Origin of the sequence: Actinomadura sp. WMMA1423, from assembly GCF_006547145.1 — a bacterium.
Classification (GTDB): Bacteria; Actinomycetota; Actinomycetes; order Streptosporangiales; family Streptosporangiaceae; genus Spirillospora.
In genome coordinates this window covers 7,413,423-7,439,093 of sequence record NZ_CP041244.1, presented here as the reverse complement: position 1 = coordinate 7,439,093, position 25,671 = coordinate 7,413,423, and the positions used below count along the sequence as shown (strand labels likewise).

Here is a 25,671-nt window from a genome sequence, read left to right as displayed (position 1 = left end):
GTCGCAATAGCAAGCCATGTGTGGCTCGCTGGGAAGCATGCCGAACGGAGGGGCGCGGCCCCGCACGACCGCCCCTCCGCCCGCACGCGCGGACGGAAGGGCGGAGACGGCCGCGCGGGGCGGCCGCGGCCGGTGCCCGGTCCGCGTTCAGTCGAAGCTGGGGTCCTCGGTCCTCGTGCGCTTCAGCTCGAAGAAACCGGGGGTGCCCGCGACCGCCAGGACGCCGTCGAAGAGCTTGACGGCGGCCTCGCCGCGCGGGATGGGCGTGACCACCGGGCCGAAGAAGGCGTGGCCCTCGACCTCGATCACCGGCGTGCCGACCTCCTGGCCGACGCGGTCGATCCCGTCCTTGTGGGACGCGCGCACGGCCTCGTCGTACTCCGTGGACTCGGCGGCGTCCGCGAGGTCCGGGTCGAGCCCGGCCGCGGTCAGCGAGGCCTCGAAGAACGCGCGGTCGAACTTCTGGCGCTCGTGGTGCCTGCGGGTCCCCAACTCGGTGTAGAGGCGGCCGAGCACCTCGGGGCCGTACTTCTGCTCGGCGGCGACGCACACGCGCACGGGCTTCCACGCGTCGGCGAGCCCCCGCCGGTACTCCTCGGGGATGTCCTTGTCCTCGTTCAGGACGGCCAGGCTCATCACGTGCCATCGGACGTCGATCGGCCGCTGCTCCTGCACCTCCAGGATCCAGCGGGAGGTGATCCACGCCCAGGGGCAAAGGGGGTCGAACCAGAAATCCACCGGGGTCGGAGCGTCCTCGGACAACGTCGCCTCCTAGAAATCGTGCATGTCTCCCATGGCACAACCCAGTGGTATTCGTCCCGATTCCCGAGGGCGCGAGGTCGCCGAAGGCCGTGGCGGACGGGCCGATCGGTCCGCCGGTTGGTAGACATGGGGGCACCAAGCCTTTAAGCCGACCAAGGAGTTCATGTGGCAGGCAACCTCACGCGCGACGAGGCGCGGGAACGGGCCCGGCTGCTCAGCGTCGCGTCGTACACGGTCGACCTGGACCTCACGACGGGTGAGGAGCGGTTCGGTTCCACCACCGTGGTCAGGTTCGGGAGCGCCGAGCCCGGCGCGTCGACCTTCATCGACCTGCACGGCGCCGTCGTACGGGAGGTGACGCTGAACGGCGACGCCCTGGACCCCGGCTCGTACGACGCCGAGAAGGGCCGCATCCCGCTGCCCGGCCTGGCGGCCGACAACGAGCTCCGGGTCGTGGCCGACTGCGCGTACTCCCGGTCGGGCGAGGGCCTGCACCGGTTCGTGGACCCGGTCGACGACAGCGTGTACCTGTACTCGCAGTTCGAGACGGCCGACGCGCACCGCATGTTCACCTGCTTCGACCAGCCCGACCTGAAGGCCACCTTCGAGCTGACCGTGAAGGCGCCGCAGGACTGGGAGGTCGTCACCAACGAGGCCGCCGAGACGGCCGAGGGCGGGACGTGGCACTTCCTCCCGACCCCGCAGATCTCCACCTACATCACCGCGCTCGTCGCCGGGCCGTACCACGTCGTCCGGGACGAGTACCGCCGCGAGGACGGCACCGTCATCCCGCTCGGCGTGTACTGCCGCGCCTCGCTGGCCGAGCACCTCGACGCCGGCGCGATCGTGGACGTGACCCGCCAGGGCTTCGGCTACTTCGAGAAGGTCTTCGGCCGCCCGTACCCGTTCTCGAAGTACGACCAGCTCTTCGTGCCCGAGTTCAACGCGGGCGCCATGGAGAACGCGGGCTGCGTCACGTTCCTGGAGGACTACGTCTTCCGGTCCCGGGTGACCGACGCGGCCTACGAGCGGCGCGCCGAGACGATCCTGCACGAGATGGCGCACATGTGGTTCGGCGACCTCGTCACCATGCGGTGGTGGGACGACCTGTGGCTGAACGAGTCGTTCGCCACCTACATGAGCGTCCTGTGCCAGGCGGAGGCCACCAAGTGGAAGGGCTCGTGGACGACGTTCGCGAACCTGGAGAAGGCGTGGGCCTACCGGCAGGACCAGCTGCCGTCCACGCACCCGATCTCCGCCGACATCCCCGACATCCGCGCGGTGGAGGTGAACTTCGACGGGATCACCTACGCCAAGGGCGCGTCCGTGCTGAAGCAGCTCGTGGCCTATGTCGGCCTCGACAACTTCCTGGAGGGCGTGCGGCGCTACTTCGACCGGCACGCGTGGGGCAACACCGTCCTCACCGACCTGCTGGGGGCGCTGGAGGAGACGTCCGGCCGCGACCTGGCGTCCTGGTCCAAGGAATGGCTGGAGACCGCCGGCGTCAACACGATGCGGCCGGAGTACGAGGTCGACGCCGACGGGAACTTCTCCTCGTTCGCCGTCCTGCAGGAGGCCAAGTCCGACTACCCGACGCTGCGCGCGCACCGCCTCGCCATCGGCCTGTACGACAGGACCTCCGACGGCCTCGTCCGGCGCGACCGGGTCGAGCTGGACGTGGTCGGCGCCCGCACCGAGGTCCCGCAGCTCGTCGGCAAGAAGCGGCCCGACCTCGTCCTGGTCAACGACGACGACCTCACCTACGCGAAGGTGCGGCTCGACGAGCACTCCCTGAAGACGCTGATCGAGGACATCGGCGAGATCAAGGAGAGCCTGGCGCGCGCCCTGTGCTGGTCGGCGGCGTGGGACATGACGCGCGACGCCGAGATGGCGACGCGCGACTACGTCCGCCTCGTCGTGAAGGGGATCCGCGGCGTCACCGACATCTCGGTCACCCAGACGCTGCTGCGGCAGGCGCGCACCGCCGTCCAGCAGTACGCGGACCCGGGGTGGCGCGAGGAGGGCCTCGCCCTCATGGCGGACACGCTGTCGGGGCTGGCCCGCGAGGCCGAGCCCGGCTCGGACCTCCAGCTCGCCTACACGCAGGCGTTCGCGGCGTCCGCCGTCACCGGTGAGCACCTGGCGTTCGTCCAGGGCCTGCTGGACGGCTCGCAGGTCCTCGACGGCCTCACCGTCGACACCGACCTGCGCTGGGCGCTGCTGCGCCGCCTCGTCGTCACCGGCAAGGCGGGCGAGGCCGAGATCGACGCCGAGCACGAGCGGGACCGCACCGCCGCGGGCGAGCGGCACGCCGCCGCCTGCAGGGCCGCGATCCCGACCGGCGAGGCGAAGGCGGCCGCGTGGGAGCGGATCATCGCGGGCGACCTGCCGAACGCCGTCTACCGGGCGACGCTCGGCGGCTTCGTCGAGCCCGACCAGGCCGCGCTGCTCGTCCCCTACGTGGACAGGTACTTCGCCGAGGTCGGGCGCGTGTGGAAGGAGTGGACGAGCGACATGTCCCAGACGTTCGCCGAGGTCGCCTACCCGTTCCTGGTGATCGAGCAGTCCACGGTCGACCGCACCGACGCCTACATCGCCGAGAGCGACCCGCCGGCGGCGCTGCGCCGGCTGCTGTCGGAGGGGCGCGACGGCGTCGCGCGCGCCCTGCGCGCCCGCGCGAAGGACGCCGCCTCCTCCTGAGCTGTTCCGCGGGCCCCGTGGCCATGCGATCGTTGCATGGTCACGGGGAGGGGACGCGGTGGAGACGGCTCGGGACGTTCTGGCGGCGCTGGCGCGGCGCTATGCCTTCGGCGACCTGGAGGCGCTGATCGGCGAGGGCACCCTGGCCGCCGACGGACGCTCGGCGCAGGTCGCGGCGCTGTGCGCGTTCGGGCAGCGCGTCCTCGACCTCGACGCCGAGGACTTCGGCATGCCGGAGGAGGCCGGCGAGGTCCCCCGCGACCTCCTCGACCGCGCCCGCGCCAGCCGCATGCCGCAGGCGCCCCGGGAGCGGCCCCGCGGGGCGCTCGCCAGCCTCCGCCCCGCGTACCGCCTCCTGCTCGAGGTCATCGCGATCCGCTGGCACCGCCGCGACATGGCCGCGCTCGTCGCCGCCGTCCACATCGCCGGCGAGTACCTCCCGATGCTGGCCTGGGAGCCCGTCCTCGGCCACGCGGGCGATCCCGCGCTGATCGGGGCCGCCGTGGGCGGCGAGGGCAGCCGCTTCGGCGTCCCGATCGAGCCGGGCTCGGCCCGCATGTGCGACCACACCCGGCCGGAGCGCTCCGCCTGCGAGCGCGTCCTGCGGGTCGCCAAGGAGCCGCCGCCCGGCTGGCGCGCCTACCTCGACCGCCACCACAGCCAGGTCGCGTCCGCGCTCGGCGACTGCGCCGCCCGCTGCCGCACGCCCTGCACGGTCATGACCCGCATGGACGGCCTCGTCCGCAACGACCTCGGCGACCGGTGCAGGCTCGCCGTCGACTTCGCCGACGGCGCGCTGGTGAAGCTCAGGCACGCGGCTCCGGTCGGGCACGGATTCGGGGTCCCCTCGCCGGAGGAGGTCCAGGCGGCCTGGGCCCGCGCCCGCAAGTCCCTCTCCCGCCACCCGCTGGGCAAGGCCGCGATGGCCGACGACGGCGGCTCCTACCCGCTGCCGGGGCTGCCTGCCCTCTTCTCGGCGGTCGCCGCGACCGACCTGCGCCCCGACACGCTCCTCCACGACGTCACCAAGCGCATCACATCGACTCTCGCCTGAAGAGCCGGAGCGAGTCGCGGGACTTGAGGTCGTCCAGGAAGACGGGACGGCCCTCCGCGTCCCCCAGCGGGACCCGCCAGTTCGGGTACTCGTCGACGGTGCCCGGCTGGTTCTGGGTGCGGCGCTCGCCCACGGCGTCGGCCAGGGAGATGCCGATCAGGCGGGCCGGGGTGCGGGTCAGGAACTCCTGGAGGGCGGTGACGATCTCCTCGTCGTAGGCGTCGGAGCCCTCCGCCAGGGCCCGCGCCACCTCCGCCGGCGGGGCGGACAGCAGCTTCTCGGCGTGCAGCACGGCGAGCCAGTCGCCCAGCTGACGCCGGTGGTCCGCCTCCTCCTCGGCGCGGGGACGGGTGAGCAGCCCGAGGCGGTCGCGCAGCTCGATGTGGTCGCCGTGGACGAACCCGGTGATCGGCGGCATGTCGTGGGTGCCGACGGTCGCGAGGGAGAGCTCCCGCCACCGGTCCGGCGGCTTGGGGCGGCCCTCGCCGTCCCGTTCGAACCACAGCAGGGACGTGCCGAGGACGCCGCTGTCGGCCAGCGCCTCGCGGACCTCCGGCTCGACGGTGCCGAGATCCTCGCCGACGACCACGGCGCCGAACCGCTCGGCCTCCCAGGCCAGGGAGGCGAGCAGGGCGTCCCGGTCGTAGCGGACATAGGTGCCGTCGGCGGCGGACGCCCCCTCCGGCACCCACCACAGGCGCGACACCTGCATGGCGTGGTCCAGGCGGATCCCGCCGGCGTGCCGCAGCGCGGCGGCGGCCATCTCGCGGAACGGCCGGTAGCCGAAGTCGGCGAGCGCGCCGGGCCGCCACGGCTGCTGTCCCCAGTCCTGGCCGCGCTGGTTGAACTCGTCCGGGGGCGCCCCGACGCTCATCCCGGGCGCGCAGGAGTCGCGGTAGATCCAGGCGTCGGCGCTGCCGTGCGGCACCCCGACCGCCAGGTCGTGGACGACCCCGACGGGCATCCCGGCGTCGCGGGCCGCGCGCTGCGCCGCCGCGAGCTGCCCGTCCAGCCGCCATTGGAGCCACGCGTGGAAGTCGGCGCGCTCGCGGTAGCGGGGAGCGTCCAGCACGCCGTGGGCGCGGGCGTCCCCCAGCGTGGACGGCCAGCGCCGCCAGTCCGTCGCGCCCTGCTCCTCGCTGATGGCGCACCACGTGGCGAAGCTCTCCAGCGCGGCGCCCTCCCGCCGCCGGAACTCCTCGAACTCCGGGTCGGGCCACCGGCGGTGGCGGTGCATGGCCTCAAGCGCCTCCAGCTTGGCCGCCCAGACGGCGTCCCTGTCCAGCAGCCCCTGCTTCCCGCGGAGCCCGGCGGCGAGGGCCTGGAACCGCTCCCGGTCCCCGGCGGGCAGCTCCGCGTACTCGGGCATGTCCTCGATCCGCAGGTAGATCGGCGAGGGGAAGCGGCGGCTCATCGGCGAGTACGGCGACGCCCCGACCGGCGGGACCGGCTCGGTCGCGTGCAGCGGGTTGACCAGGACGAAGCCCGCGCCGAGTTCCCGGCCGCTCCACCGCGCGAGGTCGGCCAGGTCGCCGAGGTCGCCGAGGCCCCACGACGCGGCGGACCGCACCGAGTACAGCTGCGCCGTGAACCCCCACATCCGGGTCGGCGGCGCCAGCGCGTCAGGGGCCACCAGCAGCCGGGTGTACTGCGTGCGCGCCCCCTCCCGGACGCGGAGGCCGCGCCAGCCGGGCGGGACGTCCGCCAGCCCGTCCAGCGGCTCGAAGGAGCGCTCGGCGGGGGACGTCTCGGCGCGCGGCGGAGCCAGCACCTCGTCGGCGGCGGTCTCGATCTCCACCTCGGCGCCGCCGCCGAGGTACCCGGCGAGGGCGGCGCGGATCCGGCCGGCCGTGCCGCCGCCCGCCCGGCGGACGACGAGGGTCGGCGGCAGCCCGAGCGCCCGCTCCCGGTGGCGGTCGAGCTCAGCCCGGACGGCGGAGGGGGTGGAGGCGTCCACCCCTAGGGCCGCGAGGACGGCGACGAGCGTGTCGCGCGAGACCGCCGTCTCCCTCCCCCGCCAGTCCTCGTAGCGCGTCGCGACACCGTGGTGCCCGGCCAGTCTGATCAGTTCGTCGTCGCCCACGCCTGCACCATGCCCTTTGCGGGGCGCGTCACGCCGTCCAGACGGGCGGCTTGCGGCCGATCCAGGGGCGGGCCTCCTCCAGCTGGGCCGACAGCGAGATCAGCGTGCCCTCCCCGCCGAGCCGCCCGGCGAGCATGATCCCGATGGGCAGGCCGTCGCCGTTCCAGTGCAGCGGGACGTTGACCGCGGGCTGCCCCGAGATGTTGTACATCGCGCAGAAGGGGGTGAAGTGCGTCTGCCGCCGGAAGTTCTCCGCCGGCTCCTGGTCGTGGAAGTACCCGACCGGCACGGGCGGCATGGCCAGCGTGGGGTGCAGGATCGCGTCGAACTCGTCCATCACCGGGAACGCCGCGCGCAGCGCCCCCTGGAGCGCCGCGTGGGCCTGGAACAGCTGGGGCGCCGTCGTCTGCTCGCCGTACCCGCGCAGCCAGCGGGTCAGCGGCTGGAGCAGGTCCTCGCCCCCCTCCGGGACCGGCGTCATCGTCGCCATCACGCCCCACAGCGTCGCGAAGTGGGGGACGAGGTCGGAGCCGAGCACCTGCGGCAGCTCCACGACCTCGTGGCCCAGTTCCTCAAGGAGCGCCGACGCGTCCTCGTAGGCGGCGACGCAGTCGGGGTGGACCTCCACGTCCGGCACCGGCGGCTGGAGGCTGCGCGCGATCCGCAGCCGTCCGGGCTCGCGGTCCGCGCGGGCGAGGAACGGCCCGTCCGCCTCAGGCGCCCGGTAGAGGTCGCCCGGCATCGGGCCCGACATGACGTCGAGCAGGAGGGCGGCGTCGCGGACGGTCCGGGCGATCGGCCCGTTCGTGGAGAGCCCGAACAGGTCGGGGATGACCGGCCCCTGGGAGATCCGGCCGCGGGTCGGCTTGATCCCGAAGAGCCCGCACACGCTGCTCGGGATCCGGATCGATCCGCCGCCGTCGCTGCCCTGCGCGACCGGCGCCAGCCCGGACGCGACCGCCGCCGCGGCGCCGCCGCTCGAACCGCCCGCCGACCGCGACGGGTCCCACGGCGTCCTGGCCGGGGGCGTCACCGCGCCCTCGGTGTAGCAGGGCAGCCCGAACTCGGGGGTCGAGGTCTTGCCGAGGAGCACCGTCCCGGCGGCGGCCAGCTTGGCCGCCACGTGGTCGTCGGCGAACCCCGTCAGCTCGGTGTAGACCGCCGAGCCGAACGTCATCCGCACGCCGTCGACCATGTTCAGGTCCTTGACCGGCACCGGGACGCCGAGCAGCGGCGGCAGCTCCGCCGGGTCCCCCGCCTCCAGCACCGCCTTCTCGGCGCGGCGCGCCTCCTCGCGGGCACGCTCCGCGGTGACCGTCACGTAGGCGCCCACCTGCTCGTCCAGCCGTTCGATGCGGGCCAGGTAATGGTCGGCGAGCTCGACCGGGGATATCGCCCGCGTGCGGACGGCCGCGGCCATCTCGGTGGCGCTGAGGTCATGGGTTTGTGTCACACCGGCACGCTAGACGCCGTGTGCGCGGGCATCAAAGGGGGCACACAGGACGCATCGACGGAAGGAGATTAGTACTGGCCTACCCGTCCGTGACGTAAGAGAATCACAGACGTGGGGCGACAAAACTATTAACCCGGCATGACTGGTCGCCCACCCTCCCGATGATTACTCTGCGCACGGAGGATCATGCCCCCGATGGGAAAGGAATACGGAGCGTCACCATGGCGACCATGGAGCGGGGCAACACGCAGAATGCCAGGGCGCGACCCGAGTCCGAGGAGGCGCGTGAACACGATGACCGGACACCGGTGAAGGAGCGGCTGGAGGCGAGCGCGGCCGCGGCGATGCTCGACGACCCCAAGATCCGCCGCTGGGCGTACCGGATCGGCGCGGCCGTCGTCGCCTGCGCCGTGGTCACGGTCCTGACCAGCTGGCGGCTCGGGCTGACCGTCGCGGTGCTCGTCGTCATCGGCGACTACGTGCGGCTCTCCCGCAGGAGTTCCACGGTGGCCGCCTGGCAGAAGTCCTCGGCGGCGGAACGCCGCACCGAGAAGCAGCTGAAGTCCCTGCGGCGCAACGGATACCTCGTGCTGCACGCACGGGCCGTCCCCCGCGACGACGAGGGCGTCAGCGACGGGCGGATCGACCACCTGGTCATCGGGCCGAGCGGCGTCTACGCCATCGACTCGGAGAAGTGGGACAAGCGCCTCCCCGTGCGCACCATGTCCCACCTCAAGCTCTTCCACGGCCCCTTCAACAAGAAGGACCGGCTGGACGAGGCGCGCTGGGAGGCCCAGATGGCGAGCATCATCCTCGCCGAGAAGGTCGGCTTCGACGTGCCGGTGCAGCCGTCCGTGGCGATCTACGGCCCGTCCATCCCGTGGAAGGTCATGCGGGTCCGGGACGTGGACGTCTACGCCGGCAACCGGGCGCGCTCGTACCTGCGCCGCCGCCCGAAGATCCTCACCGAGAGCGACGTCCAGCGCATCTTCCAGGCGGCGGAGGACGCGCTGCCGCCGAAGTACCCCGACTGAGACCGAGGGCGGCCCCTTCCCCGGGCCGCCCGCCGCAAAGCCGGGACACCGCCGTCCCGGCTTTTTTCACGCCCTCCGGCGGTTGGTAGCATCGGATACCACGGGCCGGCCCGGGCGCGACCTCCGCTGAGCCGGCGGCAGCGCCGCGATCCGCCGCTGCGCGTACCACCACCAGGCGACCCGCCCGCCCACGCCGAACCATGCGCGGCCCGTCGTCCCGCACGCCACAGGTTTGGAGAGGTCACGATGCCACCGCTCAGGTCACGCACGGTCACCCATGGCAGGAACATGGCGGGCGCCCGCGCGCTCATGCGGGCCAGCGGCGTGGAACGCGAGGACTTCGGCAAGCCGATCGTCGCGGTGGCCAACAGCTTCACGCAGTTCGTGCCGGGCCACGTCCACCTCGACGAGGTCGGCAAGGTCGTCGCCGGCGCCGTCCGGGAGGCAGGCGGCGTGCCCCGCGAGTTCAACACCATCGCCGTCGACGACGGCATCGCGATGGGGCACGACGGCATGCTGTACTCGCTGCCGTCCCGCGAGGTGATCGCCGACGCGATCGAGTACATGGTCAACGCGCACTGCGCCGACGCGCTGGTCTGCGTCTCCAACTGCGACAAGATCACCCCGGGGATGCTGCTGGCCGCGCTGCGCCTCAACATCCCGACCGTGTTCGTCTCCGGCGGCCCGATGGAGGCCGGCAAGCCCGTCGAGGGCGTCATGGGCGGCAACAAGCTCGACCTGATCGACCCGATCATCGCCTCCGCCGACTCCTCCCTGCCGGAGGAGAAACTGCTCGAGATGGAGGAGAGCGCCTGCCCGACCTGCGGGTCCTGCTCGGGGATGTTCACCGCCAACTCGATGAACTGCCTCACCGAGGCGATCGGGCTCGCGCTGCCCGGCAACGGCACCGTCCTCGCCACCCACACCGCCCGCCGCCGCCTCTACGAGGACGCCGGGCGCACCGTGGTCGAGGTCGCCAAGCGGTACTACGAGGGCGACGACTCCTCCGTCCTGCCGCTGAGCATCGCCACCAGCGAGGCGTTCGAGAACGCCATGGTCCTCGACGTCGCGATGGGCGGGTCGACCAACACGATCCTGCACCTGCTCGCCGCCGCCACCGAGGCCGGCGTCGACTTCGGGCTCTCCGACATCGACGCGGTGTCGCGCCGCGTCCCGTGCGTCTGCAAGCTGGCCCCCGCCACCGGCAAGTACCACGTCGAGGACTGCCACCGCGCGGGCGGCATCCCGGCCCTGCTGGGCGAGCTGCACCGCGCCGGGCTGCTGAACGCGTCGGCGCACTCGATCCACTCCGCGTCCATCGGGGAGTTCGTCGCCAAGTGGGACGTCCTCTCCCCGAGCGTCCTGCCGGAGGCCGTCGACCTCTTCCACGCGGCGCCCGGCGGCGTCCGCAGCACCTCGGCGTTCTCGCAGAGCGCCCGGTGGGAGTCGCTCGACCTCGACCGCGAGAACGGCTGCATCCGCTCCGCCGAGCACGCCTACACCGCCGACGGCGGCCTGGCCGTCCTGCGCGGCAACATCGCCCCCGACGGCGCGATCGTCAAGACCGCCGGGGTGGACGAGGAGTTGTGGACCTTCACCGGCCCCGCCGTCGTCTTCGAGTCGCAGGACCAGGCCGTCGAGGGCATCCTCGGCGGGAAGGTCAAGGCCGGCGACGTCGTCGTGATCCGCTACGAGGGCCCGAAGGGCGGCCCCGGCATGCAGGAGATGCTCTACCCGACGAGCTTCCTCAAGGGCCGCGGGCTCGGCAAGGCGTGCGCGCTGATCACCGACGGGCGGTTCTCCGGCGGCACGTCCGGGCTGTCCATCGGGCACGCCTCCCCCGAGGCGGCGGGCGGCGGCATCATCGCCCTGGTCGAGGACGGCGACCGCGTCGTGATCGACATCCCGAACCGCACGCTGGAGCTGGACGTCCCGGCCGACGAGCTGGAGATCCGCCGCGAGAAGCTGCTCGCCGACCTCGGCGGCTACCGGCCCCGCGACCGCCACCGCCCGGTCAGCGCCGCCCTGCGCGCCTACGCGGCGATGGCCACGTCCGCCTCCACCGGCGCCGCGCGCGACGTCTCCCAGCTCGAGCGACTCAACGGCTGAGCATTACCCGGCGGGTAATCGCCCCCATTCCCCGAGCGGGGCAAAGTGGTGGGTGTCGGGCAGACCGGCCCGGCCCCACCGCTGACAGGGAGCTCGCGATGACCGCCTACGCCCTCGCCTACATGAACCCCCAGCCGCCGCTGCACGACGACGTCTTCGTCTACATGGAGCGCATCCAGGAGACGATGGACCCGTTCGGCGGCCGGTTCCTCGTGCACGGCTCCCAGCCCGAGGTGGCCGAGGGTCCGTTCGAGGGCATGTACGTGCTGATCGAGTTCCCCGACATGGACAAGGCGCGCGGCTGGTACGCCTCGGACGCCTACCAGGCGATCCTGCCGATGCGCACCGACCACATTCCGGGCACGGCCGTGCTGCTCGAGGGCGTCCCGCCGAACTACGACGTCGCGGCGACCGGCCGGGCGCTGCGGGCCGCCCAGAACGGCTGAGCGGTCACGGCCGGGCGACCGCTCAGGAGCAGCAGCCCCCGCCGCAGCAGCCCCCGCCCGCGCTCGGCGGGGGCTGGGGCGCCCCGCCGCGGGAGGTGCCGGTGACGGCGACCGTGGACAGGAGCTTGACCGTGTCGTCGTGGCCGGCCGGGCACGGGGCCGGGTCGGACGCGTTGATCATCGGGCGGGAGACCTCGAAGGTCGATCCGCACGCGCGGCAGCGGTAGTCATAACGAGGCACGACCCCAGGATACGGCTCCGGGGTGTGCGCGTCAGGCGGCGGGCTCGGTGACGTACGCGGCCCACTGGGGATCGCCGTCGTGGACGAGGCCGATGAGCCGCCAGTGCGCGCCCCTGGGGACCGCCGGCGTGACGCTGAGGGTCCAGCCCAGTTCGGAGAGCAGGCGGTCGGCCTTGCTGTGGTTGCACGTCATGCAGGAGGCCACGCAGTTCTCCCAGACGTGCTTGCCGCCGCGGCTGCGCGGATGGACGTGGTCGATCGTCTCGGCGCGGCGGCCGCAGTAGACGCAGCGGAAGTTGTCGCGGCGCATGAGGGCCGCGCGGGTGAGCGGTACACGGGTCCGGAACGGGATGCGGACGTAGCGGCGGAGCCGGATGACCGACGGGACCTCGATCGTCATCGCGGCCGAGTGGAGCACCGCGCCCGAGACGTCATGGTGGACGATCTCCGCCTTCTCGCGAAGCACGAGGCAGACCGCCCGCCGGAGAGGCAGCGTGGTGAGGGGTTCGTACGTCGCGTTCAGGAGGAGGACCTGTCGCATCAGACGCCCTCCGCCGGGCCGCCGCACTGCTTGATCGCCCCGGTGGGCGCGGCGCAGCGCGCCTCCCACCGAGGCCCGGTTATCGTTTCCGGCACCTGCGCACTCGCCATGAGGACCTCCCCAGGGGCGAACCGACCAGAATCAGTGTGGCGTCTGAGGGAGGTCGTCCGCTACCCCAATAATCCCCCGCCGCGCACCGGCTCGAACCCCCGACCCGCAGGGAGTACCGGGACGGACAGCGCTCAACGGCCAATAAAGTTCCCCCATGACGCCGTATCCGCCCGCGCAGCGCCAGGACATCGTCGAGGACATCCACGGCCACCGGGTCGCCGATCCCTACCGCTGGCTGGAGGACGCGGACAGCGCCGAGACCGCCGAGTGGCGCGCCGCCCAGGACCGCCTCTTCCACGAGACCATGGACGGGCTGCCGGGCCGGGAGGCGCTGCGGGCGCGGCTCCTCGAGCTGCTCGGCGCGGGGAGCGTCGGGTCGCCGGTGTGGCGGGGCGAGCGGCGCTTCTTCACCCGCCGCGACGCCGGCCAGGAGCACCCGGTGCTCTACACCGCGGACCCGGACGGGACCGAGCGCGTCCTCGTCGACCCCATGGCCCTCGACCCGGACGGGACGACGACGCTGGACGGCTGGCAGCCCGACAAGGAGGGCCGCCTCCTGGCGTACAAGGTGTCCACCGGCGGCGACGAGGAGTCGCTGCTCTACGTCATCGACGCCGCGACGGGCGAGCGGGTCGAGGGGCCGATCGACCGGGCCCGCTACTCCTCGGTGGCCTGGCTGCCGGGCGGCGAGGCTTACTACTACGCGCGGCGGCTGCCCGCGCGGGACGTCCCGGAGGGTGAGGAGCAGTACCACCGGCGCGTCTACCTGCACCGGGTCGGCACCGAACCCGACTCCGACGACGTGCTGATCTTCGGCGAGGGCCTGGACAAGACCAACTACTACGGGGTCGGCGTCAGCCGCGACGGCCGCTGGCTCACGGTCTCCGCCTCGCAGGGCACGGCACCGCGCAACGACCTGTGGATCGCCGACCTGACCGCGTCCTCCCCCGAGGCGCCCGCGCTGCGGGCCGTGCAGAAGGGCGTCGACGCCTCCACCGGCGTCCACGTGGGCCGCGACGGCCACGCCTACGTCTTCACCGACCGCGAGGCGCCCCGGTCCCGGCTGTGCGTCGCCGACCCGTCCGACCTCTCCTACGAGAGCTGGCGGGACCTGATCCCCCAGGACCCCGAGGCCGTGCTCACCGACTTCGCGATCCTCGACGACCTCGACCGCCCGGTCCTGCTCGCCGGGTGGACGCGCCACGCGATCAGCGAGATCACCGTGCACGACCTCGCGTCCGGGGAGCCGATCGGCACCGTCCCGACCCCCGGCCTCGGCTCCATCGGCGGCATCATCGAGCGCCCCGAGGGCGGGCACGAGGCCTGGTTCGGCTACACCGACAACGTCACCCCGTCCTCGGTCATGCGCTACGACGCCCGCACCGGTGAGACGACACTGTGGGCGTCCGCGCCGGGCACGGTCGACGTCCCCGAGATCGAGACGCGCCAGGTCGCCTACACCTCGCGGGACGGGGCCGAGGTGCGGATGCTCGTGGCGTCCCGCCCGGGCCTGACCGGGCCGCGCCCCGCGATCCTCTACGGGTACGGCGGTTTCAACATCTCGCTCACGCCGTCGTACTCGGCGAGCATCCTCGCGTGGGTCGAGGCGGGCGGCGTCTACGCGGTCGCGAACCTGCGGGGCGGCTCCGAGGAGGGCGAGGAGTGGCACCGCGCCGGGATGCGGGACCGCAAGCAGAACGTCTTCGACGACTTCCACGCCGCCGCCGAGAAGCTGGTCGCCGACGGGCTCACCACGCCGTCCCAGCTCGCGATCTCCGGCGGCTCCAACGGCGGCCTCCTCGTCGGCGCGGCCCTGACCCAGCGCCCCGACCTGTACCGGGCGGTGGTGTGCTCGGCGCCGCTCCTGGACATGGTCCGCTACGAGCGGTTCGGCCTCGGCCAGACCTGGAACGACGAGTACGGGACGGCCGACGACCCCGAGGAGTTCGGCTGGCTCATCGGCTACTCGCCGTACCACCACGTCCACCCCGGCACCGCCTACCCGGCCGTCCTGTTCACCACGTTCGGCAGCGACACCCGCGTGGACCCGCTGCACGCCCGCAAGATGTGCGCCGCCCTCCAGCACGCGACCGCCTCGGACGCCCCGGTCCTCCTGCGCGACGAGGCCGAGGTGGGCCACTCCGCCCGCTCGGTGACCCGCTCCGCCGACCTCATGGCCGACACCCTCACCTTCCTGGCGGCGTGCCTATGGCAGTGCCCCCCTCCCTCGGGCCCTGGGGGCCCTCCATCGTCGGACACTGCGGGCGATCGCTGGCATCGCTCCGACTCGCCTTGACGGCTCGCTGCGCGATCAGATTCTTACTCCGCTCGAATCTGCCTTCGGACGCGATCGCACCATTGAGGTTGTTGCGTGGTCCTGTGGCGGCTGAGGTTGTGGCGAGAATTCTCGATCTGCTCAGGCCGCCTCGCGGCGTTCGCTCTCCCTCGCCCAGACGGTGATGGAGTCGACGTTCCTTCCGCGGATCTACGAGAAGGTGTGGCGGCCCGTCGGCTTCAACCTCGCGAAAGGCTGGCCGTTCGGGCCGGACACGGCCGAAGAGCACGCCATGGCGCGCGACTGGCTCGGTCTATCGCACCCCGGCTACGCCGCCCGTCCGCCCGCGACCGTGCTGGACGTGGCCTGCGGCCCCGGCAACGTCACCCGCGCCCTGGCCGCCGGCGTCGGACCGGGCGGCCTGGTCGTCGGCCTCGACGCGTCCGAGACCATGCTGGCCCGCGCCGTCGCCGACACCTCCCCCGACGACCCCGTGGCCTACGTCCGCGGCGACGCCGTCGACCTGCCGTTCCGCGACGGCGCGTTCGACGCCGTGTGCTGCTTCGGCGCCCTCTACCTCTTCGACGACCCCTGGGCGGCGCTGGACGAGATGACCCGCATCCTCGCCCCCGGCGGAAAGCTGATCATCCTCACCTCCCGCCGCCCGCTCACTACCCCGCGGCTCGGCGCCGAACTCCTGCGCCGCGCCACCGGCTTCACCGCCTTCGGCGACGGCGAGATCACCCGCGCCCTCACCGAGCGCGGCTACACCGCCGTCCGCCGGCACCGCTACCCGCTCATGCAGCTCGTCGGGGGAACTGTGTTTACACAGTCCCGGCCCACTCCGCTCGCCTAGCGGCTCGCTACGTGACCGTGCCTGGGCGAACGCGGCATCGCTTCGCGATCTGCCCGGCGCCGCTCGCCTCCGGCTTCGCCGCACCGGCCAGGTCACGCGTTCGCGCGCGTGGCCGAGCGTCTTCGGCCAGGCGCTAGGACTCGTCCGAAGATCGCGCTACGCTCCCGAAGGAACACGCACGGCCAACCGTGCCCACGATCGCCCCCTCCTGGGGTTGGGAAGCCTCCAGGAGGGGGGTGGGCTGTGCTTATGGCAGTGCTCTCCTCCTTCGGGCCTGGCGGCCCTCCATCGTCGGGCACTGCGGGCGATCGCTGGCATCGCTCCGGCTCGCCTTGCGGCTCGCTGCGCGATCAGATTCTTGCTTCGCTCGAATCTGCCTTCGGACGCGATCGCAACCATTCAGGTTGTTGCCTGGTTACAGAGACGGCCGTACTTATGGCACTGCCCTCCTCCTTTGGGCCTGGCGGCCCTCCATCGTCGGGCACCGCGGGCGATCGCTGGCATCGCTCCGGCTCGCCTTGCGGCTCGCTGCGCGATCAGATTCTCGCTCCGCTCGAACCTGCCTTCGGACGTGTGATCGCAACCGTTGAGGGTGTTGCGTGGTGCTTTGGTGGTCTGAGGTTGTTGTGGTGACTGGGCCGTAGTGGCTGTGGCTCGTGGCCGGTGTTGTGGTGCGAGGTCGTGGCTCAGGCTCGTGGGCGTGGTCGTTACGGCATGCTGTTGCGCTCTTCGTTGGGGGGTGGAGGGGTGGCGGTGAGCGCGGCGCGGCCTAGGGTCAGCGGAGCTTTTTCTCGATGTAGATGTTGACTATGCCGCCTATGGTCTCGCGGCGGGTCTCCGTCCAGCCGAACCTGCGGTAGAGGGCCAGGGCCGGGGTCTGGAGTTCTGTGGTGTCGGCGCGCAGGATTCGGTAGCCGTACTCGACCGCGCGTTCTTCCAGGGCCTGTACTATCGCGGTGCCGTAGCCCCGGCGCTGGACGGCGGGTCGGACGCGCAGGCGCACCATCTCCACCGCGTCCAGGGCAGGGTTGCCGAGGGTGTAGCCGCCGTAGGCGCGGGCGTGGCCGCCTGGGATCAGGTCGGCGCGGCGCAGGCCGCCCATCGCGACTATCCGGTGGCCGAGTTCGCCGACGAGGAACTCGCCGTCGTTGCGGAGATAGAGGGCCTCCATCTGGAAGAAGTCGTGGTCGTAGTAGACGCCGTCGCCGGGGCGCAGGCCCACCTGGGCCAGGCCCTCGCGGTGCAGGGCCAGGACCACGCCGTGGTCTTGGGCGCGGTAGCGGCGGATCCGCAGGTCGCCGTACTGCCATTCGGGGGGCTCGTCCTTCAGCCGGACGAGGGTGGGGTGGCCTTGCCAGGAGGCGCTGTCGGGCGTGCTCATTCCGGTCAGACCTGCTCCCCCGGGCGGACCGCGGCGGGGGGCTCCTGGGTGGGGCTCTTCACCGACGGCCCGGAGAGGGCCTCGTAGAAGTCCTTCAGTTCCGGTATCTGGCCGCACTTGGCGGCGACCGCGGCGCCGATCTGCCTGGCCCGGTGGACGAGGATGTCGGACCGGTGGTCGGCCGGCAGGTCGAAGATGGCCTCCTGGCCGGCCGCCAGCGCGGCGTCGGGCTCGCCCCCGTGCAGCTTGCACATCGCCCGGTCGAGCCTCACCAGCGTCAGGTCGACGCGGTCGGTGGGCGAGTAGAGGGTCAGCGCGTGGCTGAGCGCCTCGTCGCCCTGCCTGTGGTCGCCGAGGTTGGTGAACGTGTCGCCCTCGTAGAAGGCCATCTGCCGGTCGGTGAACCCGAACACCAGGTCCGAGGTGTCGGTCTTGGACAACTGCTCGAACACCGAGCGCCCGCGCACCAGCGCGCGGCGGGCGCTGGGGGCGGCGTCGCCGCGGCCGCGCATCGCCAGCATGCCGAGGGCGCGCGCCTCCACGGCGGGGGCCATGGCGGCGGCGACGCCGGGCGTCCGGCCGGCGAGGTCCTGCGCCTTGCGGGCCAGGTGCAGCGCCTCGCGCGGGTCGCCGTAGTACATCGGCACCAGCGACTCGCGGACGGTCACCCAGGCGCGGAGCTGGCGGTCGCCGGTCTCGTCGGCGGCGGTACGGGCGGTCCGGAAGAACGAGCGGGCCAGCCGGTGGTCCCCCAGGTTGATCATGATGAGCCCCGACAGCCCGGACAACTGGGCGGCGATCCGGCACAGCCGCTCCTGCAGCTCGACGGGCTGGCGCTTGTCGCACATGCGCCGCACCTCGCTGAAGTCGAGCAGCACGTCGCACAGCATCCGAAGCGAAGGGGTCGCCTGGTACTGCCGGCCGTAGCCGTAGGTGGTCTCCTCCCACTGGTCGAGCATGGTCGGCGAGACCGTCGCGCCGACGAGCGTGTCGTCCATCTTGCGGCGCAGGTTGTCGACGGCCCCAAGGAACTGACCGTCGAGCGCCACGCCCGCTCCGGCCAGCAACTGCAGAAGGGTCCTACGAAGCACGATGTCCTCCTCTCCAACATCAATGGTCAGGGGGCCCTCGGCGCGGTCGTGGCCCCGCAGTTCGTTGACGGTCGCCCAGGGGCGCTCCTCGCTCCTGGGCACGATGGCCCCGACGATCGCGTCGGGGTCGGGTACCGGGCGCCGGTCCGGCGTGCGCGGCTGGGGGACGGTCGCGGCGCCCGCGCGAGCCGCGTGGCCACGCCCGCAGATGCAGGGGCTCTGGTAGTCGAGGGCGTCGGGCTCCACCCGGTAGACGGCGCAGAGGTAGTGCAGGTACTCGGGGCCTGGACGCTTGTATCCGCTCTCATAGGCGGACAGAAGCGTCTCCCCTAAGCGCGGCGTCGGCTTGCCCTCGACCTCGTAGAGCGCCTTGACCTGCGCCACGATGTCGGACAGCGCGACGCCGTGCGCCAGCCGGTGCGCCTTGATCCGGCTGGTACCGAACAGCGGCCCGCACTGCTCGTGGATTTCCTGTGCGATCTCGACGGGCCCCCGCCCCCGGGCCAGGGCGTGCGCGCGGATCCGGCGAGCCACGTCCGTTTCCTTCCGAGGGGGGTCCGACATCCGGCCTCCTCAACGCCGGGCCCGGAACGCCGTCCACTCGGGGGGTGGGCGGTCGTCCTTGCCCCGACGACCGGTCGAAATGGCCACAACAGATAATCTCTTGCGCACGCAGCGTAATCCCCGCCACAGTCCCCGCCAAGCGATTCCAGGGAAGTGGTGAGGGCCGGGAGGTGCCTCGCACCCCGTGGGTAGAGGATTTTCCTCCGCAGGAGGAGAGACTTCCCCTGAGGTGGGGAAATCCGGTTCTCCGCCCCCCGACCACCCCCTTGACCGGTCAGTGTGAGAGTTGCGATTCTCGCTTGGTGTGATCGAACGAATCCGGAGAGTCGATCGACCCGATCGACCGGGCGCCGTGCCCGCGGGCGAGAGGCCCGCCTATGGAGGGGGTGCGAAGGTGGTCAGCGACAGACGCGTCGGCTACCTCGAAGAGCTGGAGCACGAACTCGACACGCGGGGCCTCGTCGCCCGCGTGGTCAGGACCCGCTCGGGTCCGGCCTTCCTGAGGGTCGTCAACCCGGCGGCCGCGAGCCTCGCGGAGGACGTCACCTGCGCGCCGGCCCCCGAGACCAAGGACCACTACTTCTGGTGGTCGTGGGGTGAGCGCATGCACCGCGTCGACGACGTGGGCGGCGCCGCCCTCAAGCTGGCGCACGTCCTCCAGCCGCTCGCCGCGAGGTGAACGGCCGCTCCTGAGCACCCGGGCCCCGGCCCGATCTCCACCACAGACTCGGGCGCCCCGACCGGGCGCCCGGCAAGACCGGGCGTGTCCCGCGAGGCCGCGGCGAGAAGGGCGCGGCAGCCGCGGACCTCGCGGGACACGTTCGCCCGGCGGGCCCCCTCCCCGGCCGGCCTCGACACCCCGTTCGGCGTTCGTACGAACCGGTCGGAACAGTCCCCTACGATCGGGCTCGTACCCGCCGCGGGTCCACGGCGAGGTGTCGAGGCACCACAAAAGGCCGGGGAGGGTCTGCCACACCATGTCTCTAGTCGCGTCGATCAGCGTGCCGCTCGCCGCGCAGCTCGCCGTGTCGCCGGCCGCCAAGCCGTTCCTGCCCTGGGCCGAGAACGGCACCCCGGAGGCGGCCTGCAAGAACACCGACCCCAGCATCTCGTGCCGGCTGGTCTGGAACATCTCGAAGAACACCGACTTCACGCGCTTCTGGGCCACCTGGCTGGACACGCCGCTCACCACCCTGCTGTGGATCATCGTGACCTTCGTGGTCGCGCTGATCGTGAAGAACATCGCGCACCGGATGATCACCAAGGTCACGCTGCGGATGGCCGAGGGCACGATGTCGGAGAAGGTCCGGGAGCGGTCCCGGACGGTCTTCGAGGGCAGCCCGGCCCTGCTCAACAGGCGGCGCGCCCAGCGGGCCCAGACGCTCGGCTCGGTGCTGCGCTCCATCGCGTCCGTCATCATCATGGGGACGGCCGCGTTCAGCATCCTCGGCTCGCTCGGCCTCAACCTCGCCCCCATACTGGCCAGCGCCAGCGTCATCGGCGTCGCGGTCGGCTTCGGCGCGCAGAACATCGTCAAGGACCTCCTCGCCGGGCTGTTCATGCTGCTGGAGGACCAGTACGGCGTCGGCGACGTCATCGACGTGGGCAGCGCCAAGGGGACGGTCGAGGCCGTCACGCTGCGGGTCACCCGCATGCGGGACGTGAACGGCGTCGTCTGGTACGTCCCGAACGGCGAGATCAAGAAGGTCGGGAACGAGTCGCAGAACTGGGGCCGCGCCGTCCTCGACATCCCGGTCGACATCAACGAGGACACCGAGAAGGTCAAGGAGATCCTGCAGGCCACCGCCGACGAGATGGCCGCGGACGCCCCGTGGAGCGACATCGTGCTTGAGCAGCCCTCGGTGTGGGGCGTGCAGGCCCTCGCCGGAGACGCCATCGTGATCCGCGTCGTACTGAAGACGGCACCGGGCAAGCAGGGGGACGTCGCCCGCGAGCTGCGCGAACGCGTCAAGCGGGCGTTCGACGAGGCGGGCGTCACGGTCGCCACCCCGGCGCCCTAGCCGGCCTCCGGATGGATCAAGGTGAGGAAAGGGACGCCCCTCACATAGGGTGGGACCGCTATGGCTGAACAGGTGACCTTCTACGAGGCTGTCGGCGGCGAGGAGACCTTCCACCGGCTCGTCCACCGCTTCTACCAGGGCGTCGCGGAAGACCCCGAACTCCGCGCCCTCTACCCCGAGGAGGACCTCGGCCCGGCCGAGGAGAGGCTCCGGCTGTTCCTCATCCAGTACTGGGGCGGCCCCAACACCTACAGCATGCAGCGTGGGCATCCGAGGCTCCGCATGCGCCACGTGCCGTTCGTCATCGGCTCGGCCGAGCGGGACGCGTGGCTGCGGCACATGCGGGTGGCCGTCGACGAGCTCGGGCTTCCGGAGGATCTGGAGAAGCAGCTCTGGGCCTACTTCACGATGGCCGCCCAGAGCATGGTGAACGCCCCTACCTGAGGGGTAGATCGCCCCGTATGACGCGAATCCCGTGGTGGCGCAACGCCGTCGTGTACGAGGTCTACGTCCGCAGCTTCGCCGACGCCGACGGGAACGGCGAAGGCGACCTCCAGGGGATCCGGTCCCGGCTCGGCCACCTGCGCGACCTCGGCATCGACGCGCTGTGGCTCACCCCCTTCTACACCTCGCCCCTGGCGGACGGCGGCTACGACGTGGCCGACTACCGCGACGTCGACCCCCGGTTCGGCACGCTGGACGACTTCGACGCCCTCGTGTCGGACGCGCACGACCACGGGCTGCGGCTGATCGTCGACATCGTCCCGAACCACTCCTCGGACCGGCACCGCTGGTTCCGGGAGGCGCTCGCCGCGCCGCCCGGGTCACCCGCACGCTCCCGCTACATCTTCCGGTCCGGCAAGCCAGGGGAACGTCCCGGCGAGGAGGACCCGCCGAACGACTGGCCGTCCGCGTTCGGGGGTTCCGCCTGGACGCGGCTTGACGACGGCGAGTGGTACCTGCACCTGTACGCGCCCGAGCAGCCCGACTTCAACTGGCGCAACCCGGAGGTGCGGCACGAGTTCGAGGACATCCTGCGCTTCTGGCTCGACCGGGGTGTGGACGGCTTCCGCATCGACGTCGCCGCGGGCCTGTTCAAGGACGAGTCGTTCCGCGACCTCCACGGCCAGGACAGGCGCATGCTGAACGGCCCGATGTACAGCCGTCCCGAGGTCCACGACGTGTACCGGAGATGGCGGCAGATCCTCGACGGGTACGACGACCGCATGGCCATAGGCGAGGTGTGGACGGACGGCCCGCAAGACCTCGCGCTCTATCTGCGCCCAGACGAACTGCACCAGGTCTTCCAGTTCGACCTGCAGCTGGCCCCGTGGTCGGCCATGGCGTTCCGCGAGGTGATCGACGCCGCGCTGAAGGCCGTCGCCCCCATGGGCGCCGCCCCGACGTGGGTGCTGTCGAGCCACGACTCGGTCCGCCACGTCACCCGCTACGAGGAGCCGCGCGGCTTCCCCGGCATCGGGCATGTGAGAGCCAAGGCGGCGCTGCTGCTGCTCTTGGCGCTTCCGGGGTCTGCCTACCTGTACCAGGGCGAGGAGCTGGGCCTGCCGGAGGTGACCGATCTGCCTGACGAGGCCCGGCAGGACCCCATCTTCAAGCGCACGAACGGGCAGACCGCCGGACGCGACGGCTGCCGGGTACCGCTGCCGTGGTCGGGCCGCGCCGAGCCCTACGGCTTCTCCTCGGGCGGCGCCCGGCCGTGGCTGCCGATGCCGCAGGAGTGGGCGTCGCTGACCGCCGAGGCACAGGCGTCCGACCCGTTCTCCATGCTGAGCTGGTACCGCGAGGCGCTCGCCCTGCGCCACCGCCTCCAGGACGGCCTCCCGGACGAGCTGGAGTGGATCGACTCCCCCGAGACGGCCCTGTTCTTCCGCCGGGGTCCGCTCGTCTGCGCGCTCAACTGCGGCGACAACCCGGTGCGGCTCCCCGCCGGGGAGCCGCTGCTGACGAGCACGCCCCTCTACGGCGACCTGCTCCCCGGCAACACCGCCGCCTGGCTGTCCGCCCCCTGAACGCGCGACGCGGTGCGCCGGTCCGTGCGAGGGGTCAACGCACGAACCGGCACACCGCGGGACTCCGCTGGAAGACGCCTTGGGCTACAGCACCCGATCAGCGCCTCCGGCTACAGCGGCGGGCGCTGGAGCTGGAGCGGGTCGTCGGCGACCAGACCCGACTTGAGGGTCTGCATGCCGGTCCCGACACCGGCCCAGCGCTTGACGTCGGCGACCGCCTTGGACTGCTGGTCGGCGGGCAGCTTGGCGATGAGCCGGCCGCTGTGGTTCATGCCCGGGGCGACGTAGACGGCCGAGTCGCGGCTGCCGCGACCGAGGCGGAACGGCTCGGAACCCCACGGGTCGTTGGCGCCGTACAGGAACAGCATGTGGTTGGCGTTGCCGCGCACCCACTTGTCGATGTCGCGCATGGCACGTCCGTTGTCGAACCGCATGGGGATGTCACGCGGGACGTAGGTGCGCGGCTGGTAGCTGTCCTCGTACCGCAGCAGCGGCCGCAGGTGCTTGAACTTCGGCGTCGGCCAGCCGAGCTGCGTGCCCGCCTGGTAGTAGTACGGGATGTACGGGGAGAGGCCTTGGTCGCTGTAGAACGACAGGCCGGAGATGTTGTCGAGCGTCTCGTAGAGCTGGTCGTCCGTGGCCGTGCCCGCCTTGGGCAGCGACGCGCAGGCGGACTGCAGGCTGTACTGCCAGAAGCCCCACTCGTAGTCCATCACCGAGTTCTCGAACGCGCGGTCCTGCGTGCGCAGGATCTCGAACGTCCAGCCGTTCTCGTCGGCGGCGGCCTTGAAGCGCTTGAGCATCTCGGGGCGGCGCTCGAGGAACTTGCGCGCGAGCGCCTTGACGTTCGCCCGGCACTCGGGGTCGGAGCCGACCGTCTGGAAGAACTTGTCGTAGGCGCGGTCGTCGTTGTTGTTGACGTCGTTCGGCGCCACGTACACGACGCTGCCGTCGACGTCACGGGGGTAGAAGCGCTTGTGGTAGACGGCCGTCATGCCGCCCTTGCTGGCCCCCGTCGAGATCCACTTGCCCTTGTAGATGGTCTTGAGCGCGCCGATCAGCCGGTGCTCGTCGGTGGCGGCCTGCCAGATCGTGTCCTTCTTCCAGTCCGTCGGCTCGGGACGGGACGGGGTGAAGTACCGGTACTCGACCGAGATCTGGTTGCCGTCGACCAGCGCCGTCGGCTCGGAGGTGAACATCGTCTCCGGCGTGTTGTACCCGCTGGTGTAGAGCACCATGGGACGGTCCGCCGCCTTGTGCTGCAACATGATGCGCTGCTCGAACCACTGCCCCCGCGGGTTGCGGTGGTCGACCGGCTGCCGGTACTCGAGCCAGAACCAGCGGTAGCCCGGCAGGGTGGACGGCTTCTCCGTCACCTGCATTCCGGGGATCGCCTTCAGCTGGGCGAGGATGTCGCCCGCCTGGGCGGCGCCGGCCTTCGCCGTGCCCGCCTGAGCCGTGGCCGCGGCCTGCGCCGCGGTGGCGCCCGCCCCGGTCATGCCCGCGGCGAGCAGCAGTGCCATGGCTCCTCGTGAGACGCGCCGCATTGTGCCCCTTTCACGTGGGTTCTCCACATTCGCGACGCGACCCTAGAGGGAGAAGCACGGCGAAAACGGATTGCTGTTGGGCTTGTTACCTATCCGTGACGGCTCGGTTGTCACACGATCAGACCGGAAGACAACCTCAGAAGGGGCGAAACAGTGATCAGGCAGGCAATGGCGTCCACGCTGGAGGAACGCCGGCCGCCCGGCCGAACCTCGATCACGTCCGGAACGGCGGCATCGCGCGGCGGAGATCAGCCCGGTCGCCTCGGCGTCCGCGAACCCGCGTCCGGTGAACCTGGGCGGGGCCGGAGAAGCGAGAGGGTGGAGCGGGGGTCAGGACGGGGGGACGAGGGCGAAGCCGTCGTCCCAGGGGGCCAGGCGCTCGAAGAACCGCTCGTCGTGCCAGCGCCCGTCCAGGTGGATGTGGCGGCGGGCCGTCCCCACGGGGGTGAAGCCGTTGCGTTCGAGCACGCGCTGGGACGCGACGTTGTCCACCCGCGTGAACGCCTCGACGCGGTGCAGGCGCAGGTCGCCGAACGCCACGTCCAGTGCCTGCCGGACCGCCTCGGTGGCGACGCCCCTGCCGGTGTGCGCGCGCGCCACCCAGTAGCCGACGAAGCAGCTCTGGAGCGGTCCGCGCAGGATGTTGTTGAGCGTGACGCGCCCGGCGATCTCGCCGCCGACGAGGACGACGGCCGGCCACATCTCCCCCGCCGCGTGCGCCTCGACCAGCTCGCGCAGGTTGTCGCGCTGGCCGCCGACGCTGAAGTACGCCTCGCCCCGCTCCGGTTCCCAGGGGCGCAGGTAGTCGCGGTTCTCCCGGTACAGTGCCGCGAGCGGCTCCGCGTCGCCCATCCGGACGGCGCGCAGGCGCACCCCGAGCCGGCGGGCGGTCGGCGCGGGCGGGGGGCCGGCCAGCGCCGTCATGATTCGGGCGCCACGTACCGCCCGATGAACTCACGCTCCTGCGGGGTGAAGCGCCGCAGCCGGTTCGCCTCCACGTCGAACGCGACGAGGGTCGAGGTCGCCTCGGCGTACAGGTGGTCGTCGTCGCGCACCTCGTAGGCCAGCTTGAACGACGCGGCGCGGGCCTCGGTCACCCACGTCTCCACCCGGATCGGGTAGACGGTCGGCAGCAGCGGGTGCCGGTAGTCGATCTCGTGCCGCGAGATCACCATGCCGCGGACGGGCTGCTCCCCCTTGCGCACCGGGTCGCCGTGGAACATCTCCAGCCGCGCGTCCTCGAGGTAGCCGAGGAACTTGACGTTGTTCACGTGTCCCTGGGAGTCGATGTCGCCGAACCGGATCTTGAATTCGTAGACGTGCCGGTACTCGGTCGTGGGCAGCTGCTGCATGTCCTCGCCTGGGTGAAGGG

The 25,671-nt window shown here is 71.9% G+C and carries 21 protein-coding genes; 11 read left to right on the top strand and 10 right to left on the bottom strand.

Going from position 1 to position 25,671, the window contains the following annotated elements:
* Positions 1-147: 147 nt before the first annotated feature.
* Complete coding sequence (locus FKD65_RS34540; protein WP_141582736.1) at positions 148-762, bottom strand: DsbA family protein; 615 nt, start codon at positions 760-762, stop codon at positions 148-150.
* Between the two features lie 165 nt (positions 763-927).
* Here FKD65_RS34540 and pepN point away from each other — a divergent pair, with 165 nt between their 5' ends.
* Positions 928-3,462, top strand: coding sequence for an aminopeptidase N (gene pepN / locus FKD65_RS34535; RefSeq protein ID WP_141582733.1), 2,535 nt, complete (start codon positions 928-930; stop codon positions 3,460-3,462).
* Between the two features lie 58 nt (positions 3,463-3,520).
* Entirely contained in the window at positions 3,521-4,516 is a 996-nt protein-coding gene (locus tag FKD65_RS34530; RefSeq protein WP_141582731.1) for a hypothetical protein, read from the top strand.
* On the opposite strand, the gene malQ is transcribed toward FKD65_RS34530, so the two are convergent.
* Both malQ and FKD65_RS34520 read right to left on the bottom strand, forming a co-directional pair.
* Complete coding sequence (gene malQ, locus FKD65_RS34525; RefSeq protein ID WP_141582729.1) at positions 4,497-6,599, bottom strand: 4-alpha-glucanotransferase; 2,103 nt, start codon at positions 6,597-6,599, stop codon at positions 4,497-4,499. The genes FKD65_RS34530 and malQ overlap by 20 nt on opposite strands.
* 28 nt (positions 6,600-6,627) lie before the next feature.
* Complete coding sequence (locus FKD65_RS34520) at positions 6,628-8,052, bottom strand: amidase (RefSeq protein WP_205718342.1); 1,425 nt, start codon at positions 8,050-8,052, stop codon at positions 6,628-6,630.
* 221 nt (positions 8,053-8,273) lie between these two features.
* Between FKD65_RS34520 and FKD65_RS34515 the strand changes: the two genes are divergently transcribed.
* The 3 genes from FKD65_RS34515 (at position 8,274) to FKD65_RS34505 (ending at position 11,641) form a co-directional block, all read left to right on the top strand.
* Positions 8,274-9,086: a nuclease-related domain-containing protein gene (locus tag FKD65_RS34515; RefSeq protein ID WP_141582727.1), complete on the top strand. Its 813-nt coding sequence runs from the start codon at positions 8,274-8,276 to the stop codon at positions 9,084-9,086.
* A 246-nt stretch (positions 9,087-9,332) separates the two neighbouring features.
* A complete protein-coding gene (ilvD, locus tag FKD65_RS34510) occupies positions 9,333-11,195 on the top strand; it encodes a dihydroxy-acid dehydratase (protein WP_141582725.1) in 1,863 nt (620 codons plus the stop codon).
* 98 nt (positions 11,196-11,293) lie between these two features.
* On the top strand, positions 11,294-11,641 hold the full coding sequence (locus FKD65_RS34505; protein WP_141582722.1) for a DUF1330 domain-containing protein: 348 nt from the start codon (positions 11,294-11,296) through the stop codon (positions 11,639-11,641).
* Positions 11,642-11,663: 22 nt separating this feature from the next.
* Here FKD65_RS34505 and FKD65_RS34500 read toward each other — a convergent pair whose 3' ends face one another.
* A complete protein-coding gene (locus tag FKD65_RS34500) occupies positions 11,664-11,882 on the bottom strand; it encodes a zinc ribbon domain-containing protein (protein ID WP_089309617.1) in 219 nt (72 codons plus the stop codon).
* Positions 11,883-11,913: 31 nt separating this feature from the next.
* Positions 11,914-12,423, bottom strand: coding sequence for an HNH endonuclease (locus FKD65_RS34495; protein WP_141582719.1), 510 nt, complete (start codon positions 12,421-12,423; stop codon positions 11,914-11,916).
* A 265-nt stretch (positions 12,424-12,688) separates the two neighbouring features.
* Here FKD65_RS34495 and FKD65_RS34490 point away from each other — a divergent pair, with 265 nt between their 5' ends.
* Both FKD65_RS34490 and FKD65_RS34485 read left to right on the top strand, forming a co-directional pair.
* Entirely contained in the window at positions 12,689-14,830 is a 2,142-nt protein-coding gene (locus FKD65_RS34490) for a prolyl oligopeptidase family protein (RefSeq protein ID WP_141582716.1), read from the top strand.
* Positions 14,831-14,993: 163 nt separating this feature from the next.
* On the top strand, positions 14,994-15,665 hold the full coding sequence (locus FKD65_RS34485) for a class I SAM-dependent methyltransferase (protein ID WP_141582714.1): 672 nt from the start codon (positions 14,994-14,996) through the stop codon (positions 15,663-15,665).
* Between the two features lie 775 nt (positions 15,666-16,440).
* On the opposite strand, the gene FKD65_RS34480 is transcribed toward FKD65_RS34485, so the two are convergent.
* Both FKD65_RS34480 and FKD65_RS34475 read right to left on the bottom strand, forming a co-directional pair.
* Positions 16,441-17,046, bottom strand: a complete 606-nt coding sequence (locus FKD65_RS34480; RefSeq protein WP_141582712.1) for a GNAT family N-acetyltransferase — start codon at positions 17,044-17,046, stop codon at positions 16,441-16,443.
* A 5-nt stretch (positions 17,047-17,051) separates the two neighbouring features.
* Positions 17,052-18,671 carry an XRE family transcriptional regulator gene (locus tag FKD65_RS34475; RefSeq protein ID WP_240809747.1) on the bottom strand — a complete coding sequence of 540 codons (1,620 nt, stop codon included), beginning with the start codon at positions 18,669-18,671 and terminating at the stop codon, positions 17,052-17,054.
* Between the two features lie 424 nt (positions 18,672-19,095).
* On the opposite strand from FKD65_RS34475, the gene FKD65_RS34470 reads away from it, so the two are divergent.
* The 4 genes from FKD65_RS34470 to FKD65_RS34455 all read left to right on the top strand — a co-directional run bounded on the left by FKD65_RS34470 (position 19,096) and on the right by FKD65_RS34455 (position 22,752).
* Complete coding sequence (locus tag FKD65_RS34470) at positions 19,096-19,380, top strand: hypothetical protein (RefSeq protein ID WP_141582710.1); 285 nt, start codon at positions 19,096-19,098, stop codon at positions 19,378-19,380.
* A gap of 298 nt (positions 19,381-19,678) precedes the next feature.
* A complete protein-coding gene (locus FKD65_RS34465; protein ID WP_141582707.1) occupies positions 19,679-20,722 on the top strand; it encodes a mechanosensitive ion channel family protein in 1,044 nt (347 codons plus the stop codon).
* 60 nt (positions 20,723-20,782) lie between these two features.
* On the top strand, positions 20,783-21,166 hold the full coding sequence (locus FKD65_RS34460) for a globin (protein WP_141582704.1): 384 nt from the start codon (positions 20,783-20,785) through the stop codon (positions 21,164-21,166).
* 17 nt (positions 21,167-21,183) lie between these two features.
* Entirely contained in the window at positions 21,184-22,752 is a 1,569-nt protein-coding gene (locus FKD65_RS34455; RefSeq protein ID WP_141582702.1) for a glycoside hydrolase family 13 protein, read from the top strand.
* Positions 22,753-22,862: 110 nt separating this feature from the next.
* Here the strand turns inward: FKD65_RS34455 and FKD65_RS34450 are convergent, their stop codons facing one another.
* The 3 genes from FKD65_RS34450 to FKD65_RS34440 form a co-directional block, all read right to left on the bottom strand.
* Positions 22,863-24,275 carry a S28 family serine protease gene (locus tag FKD65_RS34450; RefSeq protein WP_240809746.1) on the bottom strand — a complete coding sequence of 471 codons (1,413 nt, stop codon included), beginning with the start codon at positions 24,273-24,275 and terminating at the stop codon, positions 22,863-22,865.
* Between the two features lie 354 nt (positions 24,276-24,629).
* Complete coding sequence (locus tag FKD65_RS34445) at positions 24,630-25,223, bottom strand: GNAT family N-acetyltransferase (RefSeq protein ID WP_141582698.1); 594 nt, start codon at positions 25,221-25,223, stop codon at positions 24,630-24,632.
* Positions 25,220-25,651 carry a thioesterase family protein gene (locus tag FKD65_RS34440; protein ID WP_141582696.1) on the bottom strand — a complete coding sequence of 144 codons (432 nt, stop codon included), beginning with the start codon at positions 25,649-25,651 and terminating at the stop codon, positions 25,220-25,222. The genes FKD65_RS34445 and FKD65_RS34440 overlap by 4 nt, the downstream gene beginning before the upstream one ends.
* Positions 25,652-25,671: the final 20 nt, after the last annotated feature.

Bases quoted from the DNA above. Each gene is read 5' to 3' on its own strand.
- FKD65_RS34515 (WP_141582727.1), top strand. From the start codon at position 8,274: ATGGCGACCATGGAGCGGGGCAACACGCAGAATGCCAGGGCGCGACCC.
- ilvD (WP_141582725.1), top strand. From the start codon at position 9,333: ATGCCACCGCTCAGGTCACGCACGGTCACCCATGGCAGGAACATGGCG.
- FKD65_RS34505 (WP_141582722.1), top strand. From the start codon at position 11,294: ATGACCGCCTACGCCCTCGCCTACATGAACCCCCAGCCGCCGCTGCAC.
- FKD65_RS34495 (WP_141582719.1), bottom strand. From the start codon at position 12,423: ATGCGACAGGTCCTCCTCCTGAACGCGACGTACGAACCCCTCACCACG.
- FKD65_RS34490 (WP_141582716.1), top strand. From the start codon at position 12,689: ATGACGCCGTATCCGCCCGCGCAGCGCCAGGACATCGTCGAGGACATC.
- FKD65_RS34485 (WP_141582714.1), top strand. From the start codon at position 14,994: ATGGAGTCGACGTTCCTTCCGCGGATCTACGAGAAGGTGTGGCGGCCC.
- FKD65_RS34480 (WP_141582712.1), bottom strand. From the start codon at position 17,046: ATGAGCACGCCCGACAGCGCCTCCTGGCAAGGCCACCCCACCCTCGTC.
- FKD65_RS34465 (WP_141582707.1), top strand. From the start codon at position 19,679: ATGTCTCTAGTCGCGTCGATCAGCGTGCCGCTCGCCGCGCAGCTCGCC.
- FKD65_RS34460 (WP_141582704.1), top strand. From the start codon at position 20,783: ATGGCTGAACAGGTGACCTTCTACGAGGCTGTCGGCGGCGAGGAGACC.
- FKD65_RS34455 (WP_141582702.1), top strand. From the start codon at position 21,184: ATGACGCGAATCCCGTGGTGGCGCAACGCCGTCGTGTACGAGGTCTAC.
- FKD65_RS34450 (WP_240809746.1), bottom strand. From the start codon at position 24,275: ATGGCACTGCTGCTCGCCGCGGGCATGACCGGGGCGGGCGCCACCGCG.
- FKD65_RS34445 (WP_141582698.1), bottom strand. From the start codon at position 25,223: ATGACGGCGCTGGCCGGCCCCCCGCCCGCGCCGACCGCCCGCCGGCTC.
- FKD65_RS34440 (WP_141582696.1), bottom strand. From the start codon at position 25,651: ATGCAGCAGCTGCCCACGACCGAGTACCGGCACGTCTACGAATTCAAG.